This window comes from Lentzea albida, from assembly GCF_900111005.1.
GTDB classification, from domain to species: domain Bacteria; phylum Actinomycetota; class Actinomycetes; order Mycobacteriales; family Pseudonocardiaceae; genus Lentzea; species Lentzea albida.
Genome location: NZ_FOFV01000008.1, coordinates 31181 through 45882 on the forward strand (window position 1 = coordinate 31181; position 14702 = coordinate 45882).

A 14702-nucleotide genomic window follows, 5' to 3' on the forward strand; every position below is an offset into this window, starting at 1 on the left:
GGACCACTGGCCACCTCCGCAGCGGGGATAACCCCATTGAACGGGAAACCAAACGTCGATGATGTCCAAAATGCCGGTTTTTATCGGTTGTTAACAGCCCTCTTACGCAATTCGCTGCACAACCTGTGACCGCAGGCACGTTGCGTTGTGAGGTGGAAACACGATGTAGCTGTCGTGCCCCTGCTCCCCGCGCTCGCCGCCGCGCTGCCGTTGCTGCTCGCCGCGCAGACGATCGAGGAGCAGGAGTGGCACCTCGACGCGCTCGACGTGTACTCGGCGCAGGCCAGGGCGCGCGGGGACGGCGTGGTCGTCGCGGTGATCGACTCCGGCGTCGACGCGAAGCACCCCGACCTCGCCGGACGGGTCCTGCCCGGAACGGGCTTCGGCCGCTCGAAGGGCACGGACGGCACCACCGACGTCGACGGCCACGGCACCGGGATGGCCGGCATCATCGCCGCGACCGGCAAGGGCGGCGGCGCGCTCGGCATCGCGCCCGGCGCCAAGATCCTGCCGATCGCGAGCGCCGACGAGAAGGAGCAGTTCGGCCTCGACGTCGTCGCCGACAGCATCCGGTGGGCGGCCGACCACGGCGCCAAGGTCGTCAACATGTCGCTGGGCTTCTCCAGTTCGATGACGCCGTCGCTGGTCAAGGCCGTGAACTACGCGATCGAGAGGGACGTCGTCCTCGTGGCCGCCACCGGCAACGAGGGCAAGGAGGTCTCCGCGCCCGCCAACATCAACGGCGTGATCGCGGTCGCGGGCACGAACAGGGCGGGCAAGCCGTGGGCGTCGTCCAACGTGGGCGCGGACACGGTGCTCGCGGCTCCGGCGGAAGGCATCGTGACGACCGCGCCGGAAGGTGTCTACGCCAGCGGGTACGCCGAGATGGACGGCACGAGCGCGGCGTCGGCGATCGTGTCCGGCGTGGCGGCGCTCGTGCGCGCCGAGCACCCCGAGATGCCCGCGAAGGACGTCGTCAACGCGTTGATCAGCACGGCGACGGACCTGGCGGAACCCGGCCGCGACGCGACGACCGGGTTCGGGATGGTCAACCCGATGGGCGCGCTCACCGCGAAACTCCCGCCGGTGGAACGGAACCCGTTGCTGCCCGCGCCGGCACCGCCGCCGGCACAACCGACTCCGACCCTCGCCGCGCAACGCCCCCAGCGGCAACCGGCCGACCTGAGCGACCGGCTGCCGTTCGTCGCCGCGGTGGCGGGCGGCACCGCCGTGATGACGGCACTGCTGATCGCGTTGCCCGCCATCAGGTCGCGGCGCCCCAAGCCCGTCAGTGGGCCTGGTACTCCACCGACTCCTTGGTGAGCTGCATGAAGGCCTCCTCCAGCGACCCGCGCTGAGGGCTGAGCTCGTGCAGCACGATCTGGTTCTCCGCCGCGAGCTCACCGATCTGCTGCGCCGGGATCCCGTGCACCACCAGGCTTCCGCTCACCGAGTCGTCCGTCACCGTCGCGTGCGCGGCGAGGATCTCGCGCAGCTTCGCGGCGTGCGGCGACCGCACCCTCACGGTGTCCTGGGTGGCGTCGGCGATGAACTGCTCGGTGGAGGTCTGCGCGATCAGCTGCCCCTTGCCGATCACGATCAGGTCCTGCGCGGTCTGCGCCATCTCCGAGAGCAGGTGGCTCGACACGAACACCGTGCGGCCCTCGTTCGCGAGGCGGTGCATGAACTGCCGGATCCACAGGATGCCCTCGGGGTCGAGGCCGTTCACCGGCTCGTCGAACAGCAGCACCTCGGGGTCCCCGAGCAACGCGCCCGCGATGCCGAGCCGCTGCGACATGCCGAGCGAGAACCCGCCGGCGTTCTTGTGCGCGACCTCGGTGAGGCCGACGACCTCCAGCACCTCCTTGACCCGGCTGACCGGGATCTTGTTGGAGACGGCGAGCCACTTGAGGTGCGAGCGCGCGGAACGGTTGGGGTGCACCCACTTCGCGTCGAGCAGTGCGCCGACCTTGGTCAACGGCTGCTTGAGCTCGGCGTAGTGCTTGCCGTCGATCCTGACGTCACCACCGGTGGGGGTGTCGAGGCCGAGGATCATCCGCATCGTCGTGGACTTGCCGGCGCCGTTCGGTCCGAGGAACCCGGTCACGCGGCCCGGCCGGACGCTGAACGACAGGTCGTCGACGGCCTTGGTCTTGCCGTAGTGCTTCTGCAGGCGGACTGCTTCGATCATGACCTCTCCCGGTGCGCTCGAAGAAACCGACAGGGACCTGGGTCACCCCCCGACGGATGACCCAGGTCCCTCTCCCCCTTACCTGGAACAGGTCACGCGTCCCGCCGCTTCGCGACGATCAGTGCGACCACCAGCAGCGCCACCGCGATGGCGGCGAAGTAGCCGAGCGAGCCCCACTGGCTCAGCTTGAAGTCGACGCCCGCCCCCGCCTGTTCGGCCGGGTTGTCCCCGCCGAGCTGCAGGAAGTGGTTGGCGTTCATGAAGGGCAGCCACGCCTGGATCTTCACGCCGACCTTCGGGATGATCCCGATCAGGCCTTCGAGCAGCATGTTCCAGACGAGCAGGATGGCGACGGCGCCGGCGGTCTGGCGGACCAGGATGCCGACCGCGATCGCGATGACCGCGCCGATGCCGTAGAGCAGGCCGACGCCCGCCACGTGCCGCCACTCGTCGCCCGTGGTGATCGCGAGGTCGGAGGCGGGCGAGAGCACCTTGGCGATGCCCACCGAGCCGAATGCGATGATCTCGCCGAGGACCGCGGCGATGAACGCCACCACGACGGTCTTGGCGACCAGCGCGGACGTGCGGTTCGGCACCGCGAGGAACGTGGCGCGGATCGTGCTGAAGCGGTACTCGGTCGTGACCGCGAGGGCCGCCATCACCAGCACGACGGACAGCGCGAGCTGGCTGCTGCCGAACTGCGTGGCACCGAGGGACAGCTGGCCGTTGTCGGTCGAGGCCGCGATGATCGCGGTGAGCCCGACGCCGAGGACCAGGGCGAGCGCGCTGCACCAGTACGGCGAGCGGGTCGAGAAGAGCTTGATTCTCTCAACTGCCAACAGGGTCATCAGACTCACTTCCCGATCTCTGCGTGGTACTCGACAGCATCGCCGGTCAGCTGCATGAACGCCTCTTCGAGCGAACCGCGCTGGGGGCTCAGCTCGTGCAGGACGACACCGTTCGCAGCGGCGATGTCCCCGATCTGGTCACTGGTGGCACCCGATACGGACAACGCGCCGTCCGCGCCGTCACGAACCGTGAAGCCCTTGTCGACGAGCAGCGGGCCGAGCTTGAAGAGCTGAGGGCTGCGCACGAGCACGGTGTTACCCGTCGAGCGGTCGATGAACTCCTGCGTGCTGCTCTGCGTGATCAGCTTCCCCCTGCCGATCACCACGAGCTCGCTGGCCGTGAGCGCCATCTCCGACAGCAGGTGGCTCGACACCAGGACCGTGCGGCCCTCGGCGGCGAGGTTCTGCATGAACGTGCGGATCCAGAGGATGCCCTCCGGGTCGAGACCGTTGACCGGCTCGTCGAACAGCAGCACCTTCGGGTCGCCGAGCAGTGCCGCGGCGATCCCCAGCCGCTGCGACATGCCGAGCGAGAACCCGCCGGCGTTCTTGCTCGCGACCTGCGTGAGGCCGACGGCCTCCAGCACCGCGTCGACGCGGCTCTTCGGCAGGCCGTTGGACACGGCGAGCCACTTGAGGTGGGCGCGGGCCGAGCGGTTCGGGTGCACCCACTTGGCGTCGAGCAGCGCGCCGACCGTCTGAAGTGGACGGTTGAGCTCGGTGTAGGGCTTGCCGTCGATCAGCACGCGGCCTGCCGTCGGACGGTCGAGCCCCAGGATCATGCGCATCGTGGTGGACTTGCCGGCGCCGTTCGGACCGAGGAATCCGGTCACCCGTCCAGGTTGGACGGTGAACGACAGGTCGTCGACCGCGACCGTCCTGCCGTATCTCTTGGTGAGGCCGATTGCCTCGATCATTGGCTTTCCCCTCTCGGTGATGGGAACACCTTCCCGCTCCGAGGGGTGCCGCCACATCGGCCTGCGGTCTGCGCGTGCGTCAACTTCCGTCGTCGTGTGGCGCTACCTCGGTCGTAGTTGAATGAGCCACATGGGATACACGGAAGCTCCCGAAGGCTGGTGGCGTGAGTTCGTGCTGGCCAAGCCCGCGCGCACGGCGAAGCTCGCGGTCACCCGCAAGGACGGGTCGCCGCACGTCGCACCGGTCTGGGTGGACCTCGACGGCCCCGACGTGGTCTTCCTGACCGCGCGCGACACGGTCAAGGGCAAGTCGATCCTGCGCGACGGCCGCGTGGCCCTGTGCTTCGACAACGAGCTGCCGCCGTTCGACTTCGTGACGATCACCGGCCAGGCCGTGGTCGACGAGGACCCCGAGCAGCTCAAGTACTGGGCGGGCCGCACGGCCGCGCGCTACATGGGCGACGACCGCGCCGACGAGTACGCCGAGCGCAACGGCGTGCCCGGCGAGATGGTCGTGCGGGTCAAGGTCGGCAAGGTCGTCGCCGTGCAGAACGTCTCCGACTAGCCCGGGAAGTACCGGTTCAGCACCAGGGCGGCGCCGTCCTCCAGCACGGTCGGCGCCACCTCGTCCGCGACCGCCTGGACGTGGGCCGGCGCCTGCCCCATGGCCACGCCGAGCCCCGCCCACCTCAGCATCTCGACGTCGTTGGACCCGTCGCCGATCGCGAGCGCGTCCGCCGGGGTCACCCCGAGCTGCGTGCTGAGCTCGTCCAGCGCCGAGCCCTTGCTGACGTCGAGCGGCACGGCGGTGAGCCAGGCTTCGGTGTGGTCGACGGACCACTCGACTCCCGGGAGTTCCAGCTCCCGCAGGGCGAACGACAGCTCGGCCGGCGTGTGGTCGAGCCAGCGCATGACCAGCCGTGAGGTTGGCACGGCGATCTCCTCGAACGTCACCTGTGTCGTCGTGCCCCACAGGTCACCCGGCAGGAACTCGCCCAGCGACAGGTTGCCGACGCCGGTCTGCTCCACCGCGAACACCGCGTTCGGCAGCAACGCCTGCAACGTCTTGATGGTCGGGCCGGGGTCGAACGTGACGCGCTTGGTGACCTCGCGCAGGGCGGGGTCCCACCACACCGCGCCGTTCGAGCACACGGCGTACGAGACGGGCAGCTTCGCGGCGACCTCGCTGATGCCGATGAGGCTGCGACCGGTGCAGAGCACGACGTGGGCGCCGTGGTCGGTGGCGCGGGTGATGGCCGCCTCCACGGCGGGCGAGATGTCGTTCGAGCCGACCGGGGTCAGGGTTCCGTCGATGTCCAGCGCTACCAGGCGCGGTCTCCAGCTCACGTGTCACGACCCTATGCCAAGGTTAGTGAATTGTGGTTCACTAACTGCGTGGCACGACCTCGCACGATCACCGACGAACGGATCCTGAACGCCGTGGCGGCCGTCATCGACCGGCGCGGACCGGAGTTCACCGTCGCGGACGTGGCGGCGGAGGCGGGGGTGTCGGTCGGCGCGGTGGCGAAGCGGTTCGGGTCGAAGAGCGGCCTGCTGCAGGCGCTCACGAAGGCGGGCACCGAGGAGGTCAGGCGTCGCATGCGCGAGGCGGGCACCGTCCGCGAGGCGCTGCTGACGTGGTTCGACCGGCTGGCCGACCCGGTGGTCGCGACGAACAACCTGGCGCAGCTCGGCGTCGACCTGATCGACCCGGAGCTGCGCGCGTTGCTGGCGCGGCACTACGCGGTGCTGGAGGAGGAACTCGAGGTCCTGTGCGCGGCCGAGGAGCTGCCACCGACCGCGGCCCGCGTCCTCGCGGCGCTGGTGTACGGGATCTCGATGGACTGGTCGGTGCGTCCGCGCGGTGACCTGCTGCAACGCACGGCCGAGGACGTCGATCTGGTGTTGGAGGGGATGCGCTGATGGCCACCTGGGCGGAGTTCACGGCGGAACAACCGGAGATGGCCGCGTTCGTGGAGGGCAGGTTCGCGGCGGACCGGCACGCGCTGGTCGCGACCCTGCGCAAGGACGGCTCGCCGCGGATCAGCGGCGTGGAACCGGACTTCGCGCACGGCGAGCTGTGGGCGGGCATGATGCCCGGCTCGCTGAAGTCGAAGGACCTGCAGCGCGACCCGAGGTTCGCGCTGCACTGCACGACCACGACCGCGTCGATGACGGAGGCGGGTGACGCGAAGGTCAGCGGCACCGCGGAACTCCACGCCGACAAGGAGATCTACCTGAAGGACCTGTTCGACCGCACGGGCTGGCAGCCGGCGCCGGAGGAGATCGACCTGTTCCGGTTCGACGTCACCGAGGTCGTGCAGATGACCGTCGAAGGCGACGGGATGATCATTCTGGCGTGGCACGAGGGAAGGGGAACTCACCGTGTCGTCAAGAAGTGAGCCCGATCTGAGGGGGAAGGTCGCGGTCGTCACCGGCGCCACGCGCGGTGCGGGGCGGGCGATCGCGATCGAGCTGGGGGCTGCGGGCGCGACGGTGTTCGTCGCCGGCCGGACCACGCGGGAGCAGCAGTCCGAGATCGGGCGGTCGGAGACGATCGAGGACACCGCCGACCTGGTGGACGCCGCCGGGGGCAAGGGGATCGCGGTCCGCTGCGACCTCACCGATCCGTCCGATGTGGACGCTCTCGCCGCGCGCATCGGCAAGCTCGACATCTTCGTCGACAACGCCTGGGGTGGCGAGAACCTCGTCGAGTGGGGCAAGTTCTGGGAGCACGACCTCGACCGGCAGTTGCGCATGTGGCGCAACGGCGTCGAGACGCACCTCGTCGCCATCCACAAGCTGGTGCCGCTGGTCCTGCAGTCCGACGCCGGGCTGGTGGTCGAGGTGACCGACGGCGAGGACGGCGAGGCGTACTTCGTGAACCTCCCGTACGACGCCGTGAAGAACACCGTGCGCCGCTTCGGTGAGGTGCTGGCCAAGGACCTGAAGGACCACCCGAACGTGACGGCTCTCGCTGTCACGCCGGGGTTCCTGCGTTCCGAGCAGATGCTCGAGGGCTTCGGCGTCACCGAGGCGAACTGGCGCGACGCGATCAAGGACGTGCCGGACTACGCGTTGTCCGAGACGCCGCACTACCTCGGCCGCGGCATCGCGCACCTGGCGGCGGACGAGAACCGCGCACGGTTCTCCGGCCAGTGCCTGTCGTCGTGGAAGCTCAAGCGCGAGTACGGGTTCACCGACCTCGACGGCTCGCAGCCCGACTGGGGCCACTGGTGGGACGACGTGGTGAAGCCGCGGATGGCCGGGCAGGCGGTGGACGCCGACCCGGAGAAGTACCGCTAGGCGTCGCCGGGGCGGACGAGACCGGTCTCGTAGGCCAGCACCACGGCCTGCACCCGGTCTCGCAGCTCCAGCTTCGCGAGGATCCTGCCGACGTGCGTCTTCACCGTCGCCTCGGACAGGAAGAGCTTGCGGGCGATCTCGGTGTTCGACAGGCCCTTCGCGATCAGCACGAGCACCTCGCGCTCGCGTTCGGTCAGCACGTCGAGCATCGAGGCGTCCCGCAGCTCACCGCCGCCGTCGCCGAGGAACCGGCCGAGCAGCCGCTTCGTCACCGACGGCGAGACCACGGCGTCGCCCGAGGCCACCGCGCGCAGGGCCGACACGAGGTCGGACGGCGGGGTGTCCTTCAGCAGGAAGCCGCTGGCACCGTTGCGCAACGCCGACAGCGCGTACTCGTCCATGTCGAACGTCGTCATGACCAGCACCTTCGCGGTGTCGGCCTCGGCGATGCGCTTGGTGGCCTCCACGCCGTCCATGACGGGCATGCGGACGTCCATCAACACCACGTCAGGGCGCAGCTTGTCGGCCATCTGCACGGCGTCGAGGCCGTCGGCGGCCTCGCCGATCACGTCGATGTCCTCCTGCGCACCCAGCACCATGCGGAAGCCCATGCGCATGAGTTCCTGGTCGTCGACCAGCAGCACCCGAATCACTCGATCACCCTATGCGGCCAGCGGGAAGATCGCGCGGACGCGCCAGCCCCCACCGGGGTTGGGACCCGCCTCGAACTCGCCGCCCAGCACCGCAGCCCTTTCCCTCATGCCGATCAGTCCGTTGCCGCCGGAGACCTTGACGACGTCGTGCGGTGTGCCGAAACCGTCGTCGGTCACCTCCAGGCGCAGTTCCTCCGGCGTGCGGGCCAGCCGCACCATGGCGGTCGTGTCCGCGCCGGCGTGCTTGATGACGTTGGTGAGCGCTTCCTGCACGATCCGGTAGACGCTCAACCCGACGCCCACGGGCAGGTCGTCCACGTCACCGGTGATCTCGAGGCGCACCGGCACCCCGGCCGTGCGGGCGTTCTCGGCCAGCTCGACCACACCCCGTGCGTCCGGCTGGGGAGCCCACTGCGTCTCGGCGTCCTCGCTGCGCAGCACGCCGAGCAACCGGCGCATCTCGGTCAGGGCCAGCCGGCCGGTGTCGGCGATCGTGCGGACCGCGTTCTCGGCCACCTCCGGCTGAGTTCTAATCGTGTACGCGGCACCGTCGGCGTGGACGATCATCACGCTCACCGCGTGGGCGACGACGTCGTGCAGTTCGCGGGCGATGCGCGACCGCTCCTCGCCCACCGCGATCCTCGCCTGCTGGTCGCGCTCGGTCTCCAGCAGCAGCAGGCGTTGTTCCAACTCGCCCTGGTACGCGCGGCGGGCGCCGACGAACTCCCCCATGGCCCAGCTGAAGCCGAAGATCACGAGGATCAGGAACACCAGGAACACTGCCTCGACGTCGCCGACCTGGAAGACCGCCCACAGGAACGTGCCCGCGAGCAGCCAGCCCGTGTAGATCAACGCCGTCTTGCGGTTCGTGTAGGCGACGAGCGTGTACAGCGCCACGGCCAGCGCGAAGTCGGACATCCGCACCGGTATGCCGCCGTCGGTGCCGCCGTGCGTGAACAGCTGGAGGAACGCGCCCCCGAGGATCAGGTAGCTCGCGCCCAGCGGGTGGTGGCGGCGGAACGGCAGCGGGCCGAGCATCAGCAGCGTCACGGCGAGGAAGGCCGAGAAGGACACGCCCCTGTCGATCCCGGTGACCGCGAAGCCCAGGTCGAAGATCAGCAGAAATCCGGCGATCAGGGAGTCCCCGAACGCCGGATGAGACTTCATCCACAGGCTGAACCGCCGCACCGGACAAGATTAGGTTCGGATCGAACTTCCGCGCGTCGCGCCACGGGTTGACGCTCCGTACGACTTCAGTGTGAGTTATTGTGTCGAGGGGTTGATACAAAGTTCGGGGGTTCGCCATGTACGACGTCCTGGTGTCGGCCGGCATCGGCCTGGTCCTGCTGGTCGTCCTGTGGCCGACGCAGTCCACCGGCAGGCGCCTGCTCAAGAGCTGGAAGGTGTCCGACCCGACGCCCGCGCAGGTCGACGACGCGATCCGGTACCTGAAGCGGCGGCGGTTGCTCTACCCGCTGCTGTTCGTGGGCCTGTCGTTCGTGCCGTTCGCCAGCGGTCGCGGTCTGGGGTCGCTCGCGGCGATCGTGCTCGGGGGCACGTTGCTCGCCGAGCTCATCGCGCTGGCGTTGCCGCGCGAAGGCCGTCAGCGGTCGGCCTCGCTCGCCCCGCGCGGCCTGTTCGACATCGCCTCGCAGTACGTGCTGGGCGCCTACGCGGTGGTCGTGCTGTTCGGGCTGGTGTGGTTCGTCGTGAACCTGCAGATCACCCAGCTGCCCGTCTTCGTGGTGTCCGTGGCCGCCGTCGCGACGGTCATCTGGGCGGCCGTCGCCCGTCCGGTGGACGGCGACGAGGAGGTGGACCGGGTGCTCCGCACCCGCAGCGTGCACGTGTCCGCGTGCATCGGCGCGGCCATGATCTGCGCGCTGATCGGCGGTGGCTACCTGTTCCTGGGCGTCTTCGCGTGGGTCATGATGGCCAACACGAACGTCGTGTCCAAGAAGATCGCCTGGTGACGGCTCCCCGCATCGTCGTCGACGTCGAGAACGGTGTCGCGCCCTGGCGCCAGGTCCGCGACCAGCTCGTCCGGTTGATCAGTGCGGGGGTGCTGCCGGTCGGGTCGCGGTTGCCGACCATCCGGCAGCTCGCCGCCGACCTCGGGCTCGCCGCCGGCACGGTCGCGCGGGCGTACCGGGAGCTGGAGGTGGCGGGCGTGATCACGACAGGGCGAAGGCAGGGCACCGTGGTGGCCGCCCTGCCTTCACATGCACCGGACCCGCTCTCCGCCGCCGCGGCGGAGTTCGTCGCCATCGCTCGGTCACTCGGCGCCAGTGAGGGGGAGGCACTGAACGCCGTGCGAGCCCGTTACTTGGGTGAGTAAGGCGACTCGATCTTGGGTGCGGGTCGCGGTTCGCCGATGTGCGCCTGACGTTCTTCCTGGCGCTCCTCGTAGATCCGGTGCTCCTCGGCCATCTGGTCCGCGAGCTGCTGCTGCATCTGGCGATCCCTGATCCTGGCCAGGATCGCCATGGTTGCGCCGTGAGCCAGTGCCAGCAGCAAGAGCACGATGCCCAGCTTCACGACCACGTTCTTCGCCGGGTCACCGGTGTCGACGTTCACGATCGACACCAGTGCCAACAGGCCGAGCACGACGAGGTGGAACAGCACGGCCGTCAGCTTCATCATGCCGCCGACCTGCTCTTCGTCGTACGCAGCGCGCTTCAGATATCCCTTGCCGCTGTGGTAGATCAGCTGGCCGTCGATCGCGACCAGGACGATCCCCAGCACTAGGAACGTCACGTAGCTGTCACCCATGCGCTGTGGCTACCCGCGCACGCACGCCTACAAACCGTGGCACGATCAGTGCTCGTGACGGCGTTGCAGGGACAACAACTGGCCGGTCCGCTGTGCGCGGCGGTGGCCAACCTCTGCGGTGCCCTGCAACCACAGGTCTCCCTCCGGACGGCCGCCGGGTTCCAGGAAGTGCTGCGCCGTCTGCACGCGCCGTTGCAGGTCGCCGTCGCCGGCCGGATCAAGTCCGGCAAGTCGACTCTCGTGAACGCGTTGATCGGCCGCCGGGTCGCGCCGACCGACGTCGGTGAGTGCACACGGCTCGTCACGCGCTACCAGTACGGCACGGTCGATCGCATCGAAGTCGTGCTGCGGGACGGCAGGCGCCAGGTGCTGCCGTTCGACGCGAACGGCATGATCCCCGCTTCTCTCGGCTTGGACGGCGTCTCGCACATCGAGGCGTACCTGACGAACGCGGTGCTGCGCGACTTCACCGTCATCGACACGCCGGGGCTCGGTTCGCTGGACGCGACGTCGGTCGCCCGCACCGAGGAACTGCTGGACCCGGTGTCGAGCAACGCCGTCGCAGGCGCCGAGGCCGTCCTCTACGTCGTGACGCAGGGCGTGCGCGCGGACGACCAGTCGACGCTGGCCGCCTTCACCGCCGCGACCGCGTCCCGCGAGGCGGGCCCGGTCAACGCCATCGCCGCGTTGAACAAGGTCGACGCCGTGGCGCCGGAGACCGTCGAGGGCGCGGACGGGGACGTCTGGAGGGCCGCGCAGATCCTCGCGGCGAAGCAGGCCGACCTGCTCAAGCCGCGGGTCGCGGACGTCCTGCCGGTGATCAGCCTGCTCGCCGAGTCCGCGGAGACCGGCGAGTTCACCTCGGCCGACGCGGAGGCGCTGCGGGCGCTGGCCGCCCTGGACCCCGACACCCGCACGATGATGCTGATGTCCGGTGACCTCTTCACGTCGTGGGAGTGCGACGTCGCGGCAGGGGTGCGGTCCCGGTTGCTGGAGAAGCTCGACCTGTACGGCATCGGCCGTGCGCTCCTCGCGCTGGACGCCGAACCCGCGTTGCCCGCCGGGGCGTTGCGGCGGGTGCTGTTCGACGCGTCCGGGTTCGCCGCCGTCCGAGGTCGTCTGGACGCGGTCTTCCGCGCCCGCGCCGACGGCATCAAGGCGGCCGCCGCGCTGGCCTCGATCACGTCGCTGGCGGCGGGCGACCCCGGTGAACGGCAGCGCGTGCACGACGCGATCGAGGTGCTGCTGGCCCGTCCCGAGGCGCACCAGCTGCGGCTGCTGGAGGCGTTGACGCTCGTCTCGTCCGGCGCCGTCGCGTTCGCGCCCGACCTGACCGACGAGGTGCTGCGCGTCGGCAGCACCCCCGACGTCGCCGCCCGGCTCGGCCTGGCCGGCAGACCGGTCGCGGAGCTGACGGCGTTCGCGCTGGAGAGAGCCGGGTGGTGGCGTTCGTTCGCCTCCTTCGGCGCGACTCCGGCGCAGGCTCGGGTGGCGCACGTCGTCCACCGGGCGTATTTCCTCATCTGGCAGCAACTACGTGCTGGGGGGCACCGATGAGCGTGAACGGAACCGAACACCCCGATCTGACGTCGGACGACGGTGTGGAGACCATTGCCGACGAGCTGCTGGACCAGGCGCTGGCCGAACGCCGCGCCCTGGTCCAGCTGTGCCTGTACGCGCTGGACCGCGCCAGTGCGGGCGTGGTCGAACGCATCGAGGAAGGCCTGTCGTCCATAGGCGTCGTGGCGATGCGGGCCGACGGTGAGCGCTTCGACCCGTCGCGGCACGAGGCCGGCGGCGCCGTCCCGACGGACGACCTGTCGTTGCAGGGCCTGGTCGCCGAGACCGAGGTCCCAGGCTTCTGCGACCGCGGCCGCGTTCTGCGCGCTCCGATCGTGACGGTCTACACGGCCCGATGAGCAACCTCTCGCAGACAGTCCGGCAGACGCGCGAGCGCCTCACCTCTCTCGTGCGCGAGCTGGACCCGTCGATGGCCGACTGGGTGACGAGGAGCGCGACGCCCGAGGTGTCGTCGGTCGTGATCGTCGGCGAGACGAACCGCGGCAAGTCGTCGCTGGTCAACGCCCTGCTGGCCACCCCGGGCCTGTCCCCGGTGGACGCGGACGTCGCCACCTCGACGTACCTCGTCTTCCAGCACGGCCCGTCGTGGGCGGCGCGCGCCTGCTACCCCGGCCTCCTGGCACCCGTCTCGTTCCCGCTGCCCGCGTTGATCAACTGGGTCTCCGCCGCCCACGACCTGCCCGAGGGCGAACTCCCCCCGCGCTACGTCGAGGTCGACGCCCCGATCCCGTTGCTGGAACGGATGTCCGTCGTGGACACCCCCGGCGTGGGCGGCCTGGAGTCGGTGCACGGCGAACTGGCCCTGGAGGCCGTCACCTCGGCGACCGCCCTGGTCTTCGTGGTCGACGCCTCGTCCCCCTTCACCCGCGGCGAGCTGGACTTCCTGAAGCGCGTCGGCGACCGCGTCGAAACCGTCGCCTTCGCCCTCACCAAGACCGACCAGTACCGCGGCTGGCGCCAGGTCCTCGACGCGAACCGGGCCCTGCTCGCCGAGCACGCCCCCCGCTTCGCCGACGCCACCTGGTACCCGGTCTCCTCGCGCATGTTCGGCATGGCCGCCCAGGCCCCGAACCCGGACGCCGCCTCGATGCTGCGCGAACGCTCCGGCATCTCCGCGCTGCAGACCTCGTTGCAGGAACTGGTCACCGGCCGGGCCGGCATGCTCGCCGAGGCCAACGCCCTCCGCGCACTCACCACAGTCCTGGCAGAACTCGTAGTACGCCTGGAGCACGAGAAGCGCGCTCTCTCCGTGGGCGAAGACGAAGCCGCAGTGCTCCGCGCCCGCCGCGAAGAACTCCAGACCGAACGCCGTTCCTCGACCCGGGGCTGGCAGGTCCGCCTGCGCGGCGAGGTCCAACGCGCCCGCATCGAGAACTCGCACGAGATCTCCCGCCAGATGCGCGACCTGCAGACCTGGTACCGCCAGGCCATCGACGCGGCCGACCGCACGGCCCTGGCGGCGCTACCGGGCCAGGTCGACACGGCCCTGCAGGTCGTCTCCAGCCGGATCTCCACAGCCCTGTCCGTCCGCCTGTCCCAGGTGACCGACGCCGTGCTGGCCACGTTGTTCTCGCCCGAGGAACTCACCCTGATCCGCGGCCAGTTCGCCCGAGGCAAGCACCCGCCGGTCGTGTTGCGCCCCAAGGAGAAGCGCCCGCCGACGGCCGAGGACAAGCTGCTGGTGTTCATGGGCGTCTCGGGCGGCCTGGGCGCGGGCAAGCTCGCCGTCATGCCACTCGCCGGCCTCGGCATAGCGGTCCTGAACCCGATCGTCCTGCCCGTCACGATCGCCCTGGGCCTGGGCGCCGGCTGGTGGATGGCCCGCACCCGCACCCACACCGCGGAGAAGCAGCACGTCAAGCAGTGGCTCTCCGACGCCATCGCCGACGCCCGCTCCACTGTGGACCAACTGGCCGCCGAGCAGCTGATCGAGGCGGAGCAGGCCCTGTCGCTGGCGTTGGACGAGGCCCTGGCCAAGCGCATCGAGGCCATCGAGGCGGAGCTGCGGGAGGTCGACCGGGCGTTGCGGATGGAGGCCGGGGAGCGGGGGCGCGAGCTGCAGGCCGCCACCCGTCAGCTGGCCGAGGTGGAGTCGGGGCTGTCGAAGGCCGAGGAGCTGCTGGGCCGGATCAGGTCCGTGCGCGACCGGGCTTAGGCGCAGTAGGCGGGATCCAGCGGCTTCAGTCTGATCTGCTGCCGGTCGTCGAACCAGACGACCTCGAACGTGGTGACCGTGCCGACCTGCGGCCACCGCTCCACCTCGCGCGGGAGGCGGAGCACGTCGACGAAACCCCCGAAGGGGAGCCCGAGGTCGACGAACACACCGATCGCACCTGGCCGGGGCACGAGCACCACGGTGCCGGTGAACCGCTGCCCGAGCTCCAGATGCGCGCTGAACCGCTCCCACCTCTGCTGGTCCTCGTCCACCCCGGGA

At 69.9% G+C, this 14702-nt stretch carries 18 protein-coding genes; 10 read left to right on the forward strand and 8 right to left on the reverse strand.

The window, feature by feature from the left end:
• Positions 1 to 174: 174 nt before the first annotated feature.
• Positions 175 to 1323 (forward strand): type VII secretion-associated serine protease mycosin, encoded by a 1149-nt coding sequence (gene mycP, locus BMY74_RS20630; RefSeq protein WP_177229849.1) that lies wholly within the window; start codon positions 175 to 177, stop codon positions 1321 to 1323.
• On the opposite strand, the gene BMY74_RS20635 is transcribed toward mycP, so the two are convergent.
• The 3 genes from BMY74_RS20635 to BMY74_RS20645 all read right to left on the reverse strand — a co-directional run bounded on the left by BMY74_RS20635 (position 1289) and on the right by BMY74_RS20645 (position 3956).
• Positions 1289 to 2191: an ABC transporter ATP-binding protein gene (locus BMY74_RS20635; protein ID WP_089918394.1), complete on the reverse strand. Its 903-nt coding sequence runs from the start codon at positions 2189 to 2191 to the stop codon at positions 1289 to 1291. The genes mycP and BMY74_RS20635 overlap by 35 nt on opposite strands.
• 92 nt (positions 2192 to 2283) lie before the next feature.
• Complete coding sequence (locus tag BMY74_RS20640; protein WP_089918396.1) at positions 2284 to 3039, reverse strand: hypothetical protein; 756 nt, start codon at positions 3037 to 3039, stop codon at positions 2284 to 2286.
• Positions 3040 to 3044: 5 nt separating this feature from the next.
• Positions 3045 to 3956: an ABC transporter ATP-binding protein gene (locus tag BMY74_RS20645; protein WP_089918398.1), complete on the reverse strand. Its 912-nt coding sequence runs from the start codon at positions 3954 to 3956 to the stop codon at positions 3045 to 3047.
• Positions 3957 to 4086: 130 nt separating this feature from the next.
• Between BMY74_RS20645 and BMY74_RS20650 the strand changes: the two genes are divergently transcribed.
• Positions 4087 to 4521, forward strand: coding sequence for a PPOX class F420-dependent oxidoreductase (locus tag BMY74_RS20650; protein WP_089918399.1), 435 nt, complete (start codon positions 4087 to 4089; stop codon positions 4519 to 4521).
• On the opposite strand, the gene BMY74_RS20655 is transcribed toward BMY74_RS20650, so the two are convergent.
• The gene (locus BMY74_RS20655) at positions 4518 to 5303 is read right to left on the reverse strand and encodes an HAD family hydrolase (RefSeq protein ID WP_089918401.1); all 786 of its coding nucleotides are present in this window, start codon (positions 5301 to 5303) and stop codon (positions 4518 to 4520) included. The two genes, BMY74_RS20650 and BMY74_RS20655, sit on opposite strands and share 4 nt — an antisense overlap.
• A gap of 48 nt (positions 5304 to 5351) precedes the next feature.
• Here BMY74_RS20655 and BMY74_RS20660 point away from each other — a divergent pair, with 48 nt between their 5' ends.
• From BMY74_RS20660 to BMY74_RS20670, 3 genes are read left to right on the forward strand one after another with little or no spacing between them, the layout of a single operon-like run.
• Positions 5352 to 5879 (forward strand): TetR/AcrR family transcriptional regulator, encoded by a 528-nt coding sequence (locus tag BMY74_RS20660; RefSeq protein ID WP_089918403.1) that lies wholly within the window; start codon positions 5352 to 5354, stop codon positions 5877 to 5879.
• Entirely contained in the window at positions 5879 to 6358 is a 480-nt protein-coding gene (locus BMY74_RS20665; RefSeq protein ID WP_089918405.1) for a pyridoxamine 5'-phosphate oxidase family protein, read from the forward strand. Before BMY74_RS20660 ends, BMY74_RS20665 begins: the two co-directional genes overlap by 1 nt.
• On the forward strand, positions 6342 to 7262 hold the full coding sequence (locus BMY74_RS20670) for an SDR family oxidoreductase (protein ID WP_089918407.1): 921 nt from the start codon (positions 6342 to 6344) through the stop codon (positions 7260 to 7262). Before BMY74_RS20665 ends, BMY74_RS20670 begins: the two co-directional genes overlap by 17 nt.
• On the opposite strand, the gene BMY74_RS20675 is transcribed toward BMY74_RS20670, so the two are convergent.
• Positions 7259 to 7915 carry a response regulator gene (locus BMY74_RS20675; RefSeq protein WP_089918409.1) on the reverse strand — a complete coding sequence of 219 codons (657 nt, stop codon included), beginning with the start codon at positions 7913 to 7915 and terminating at the stop codon, positions 7259 to 7261. The genes BMY74_RS20670 and BMY74_RS20675 overlap by 4 nt on opposite strands.
• A 9-nt stretch (positions 7916 to 7924) precedes the next feature.
• A complete protein-coding gene (locus tag BMY74_RS20680; RefSeq protein WP_342717486.1) occupies positions 7925 to 9103 on the reverse strand; it encodes a sensor histidine kinase in 1179 nt (392 codons plus the stop codon).
• A 116-nt stretch (positions 9104 to 9219) separates the two neighbouring features.
• On the opposite strand from BMY74_RS20680, the gene BMY74_RS20685 reads away from it, so the two are divergent.
• Together BMY74_RS20685 and BMY74_RS20690 are read left to right on the forward strand one after the other, a co-directional pair.
• Positions 9220 to 9888 carry a hypothetical protein gene (locus BMY74_RS20685; protein WP_089918411.1) on the forward strand — a complete coding sequence of 223 codons (669 nt, stop codon included), beginning with the start codon at positions 9220 to 9222 and terminating at the stop codon, positions 9886 to 9888.
• Positions 9885 to 10253 carry a GntR family transcriptional regulator gene (locus tag BMY74_RS20690; protein WP_089918413.1) on the forward strand — a complete coding sequence of 123 codons (369 nt, stop codon included), beginning with the start codon at positions 9885 to 9887 and terminating at the stop codon, positions 10251 to 10253. Before BMY74_RS20685 ends, BMY74_RS20690 begins: the two co-directional genes overlap by 4 nt.
• Here the strand turns inward: BMY74_RS20690 and BMY74_RS20695 are convergent.
• Positions 10238 to 10687, reverse strand: a complete 450-nt coding sequence (locus BMY74_RS20695) for a hypothetical protein (RefSeq protein WP_089918415.1) — start codon at positions 10685 to 10687, stop codon at positions 10238 to 10240. The genes BMY74_RS20690 and BMY74_RS20695 overlap by 16 nt on opposite strands.
• A gap of 36 nt (positions 10688 to 10723) precedes the next feature.
• Here BMY74_RS20695 and BMY74_RS20700 point away from each other — a divergent pair, with 36 nt between their 5' ends.
• Genes BMY74_RS20700 through BMY74_RS20710 form a run of 3 tightly spaced genes read left to right on the forward strand, consistent with a single transcriptional unit; the run spans position 10724 to position 14423 of the window.
• Positions 10724 to 12244, forward strand: a complete 1521-nt coding sequence (locus tag BMY74_RS20700; RefSeq protein ID WP_425434846.1) for a dynamin family protein — start codon at positions 10724 to 10726, stop codon at positions 12242 to 12244.
• The gene (gene grpE / locus BMY74_RS20705; protein WP_089918417.1) at positions 12241 to 12606 is read left to right on the forward strand and encodes a nucleotide exchange factor GrpE; all 366 of its coding nucleotides are present in this window, start codon (positions 12241 to 12243) and stop codon (positions 12604 to 12606) included. The genes BMY74_RS20700 and grpE overlap by 4 nt, the downstream gene beginning before the upstream one ends.
• Entirely contained in the window at positions 12603 to 14423 is a 1821-nt protein-coding gene (locus BMY74_RS20710) for a dynamin family protein (protein WP_089918419.1), read from the forward strand. The genes grpE and BMY74_RS20710 overlap by 4 nt, the downstream gene beginning before the upstream one ends.
• Here BMY74_RS20710 and BMY74_RS20715 read toward each other — a convergent pair.
• On the reverse strand, positions 14420 to 14695 hold the full coding sequence (locus BMY74_RS20715) for a hypothetical protein (RefSeq protein WP_089918421.1): 276 nt from the start codon (positions 14693 to 14695) through the stop codon (positions 14420 to 14422). The two genes, BMY74_RS20710 and BMY74_RS20715, sit on opposite strands and share 4 nt — an antisense overlap.
• Positions 14696 to 14702 lie beyond the last annotated feature (7 nt).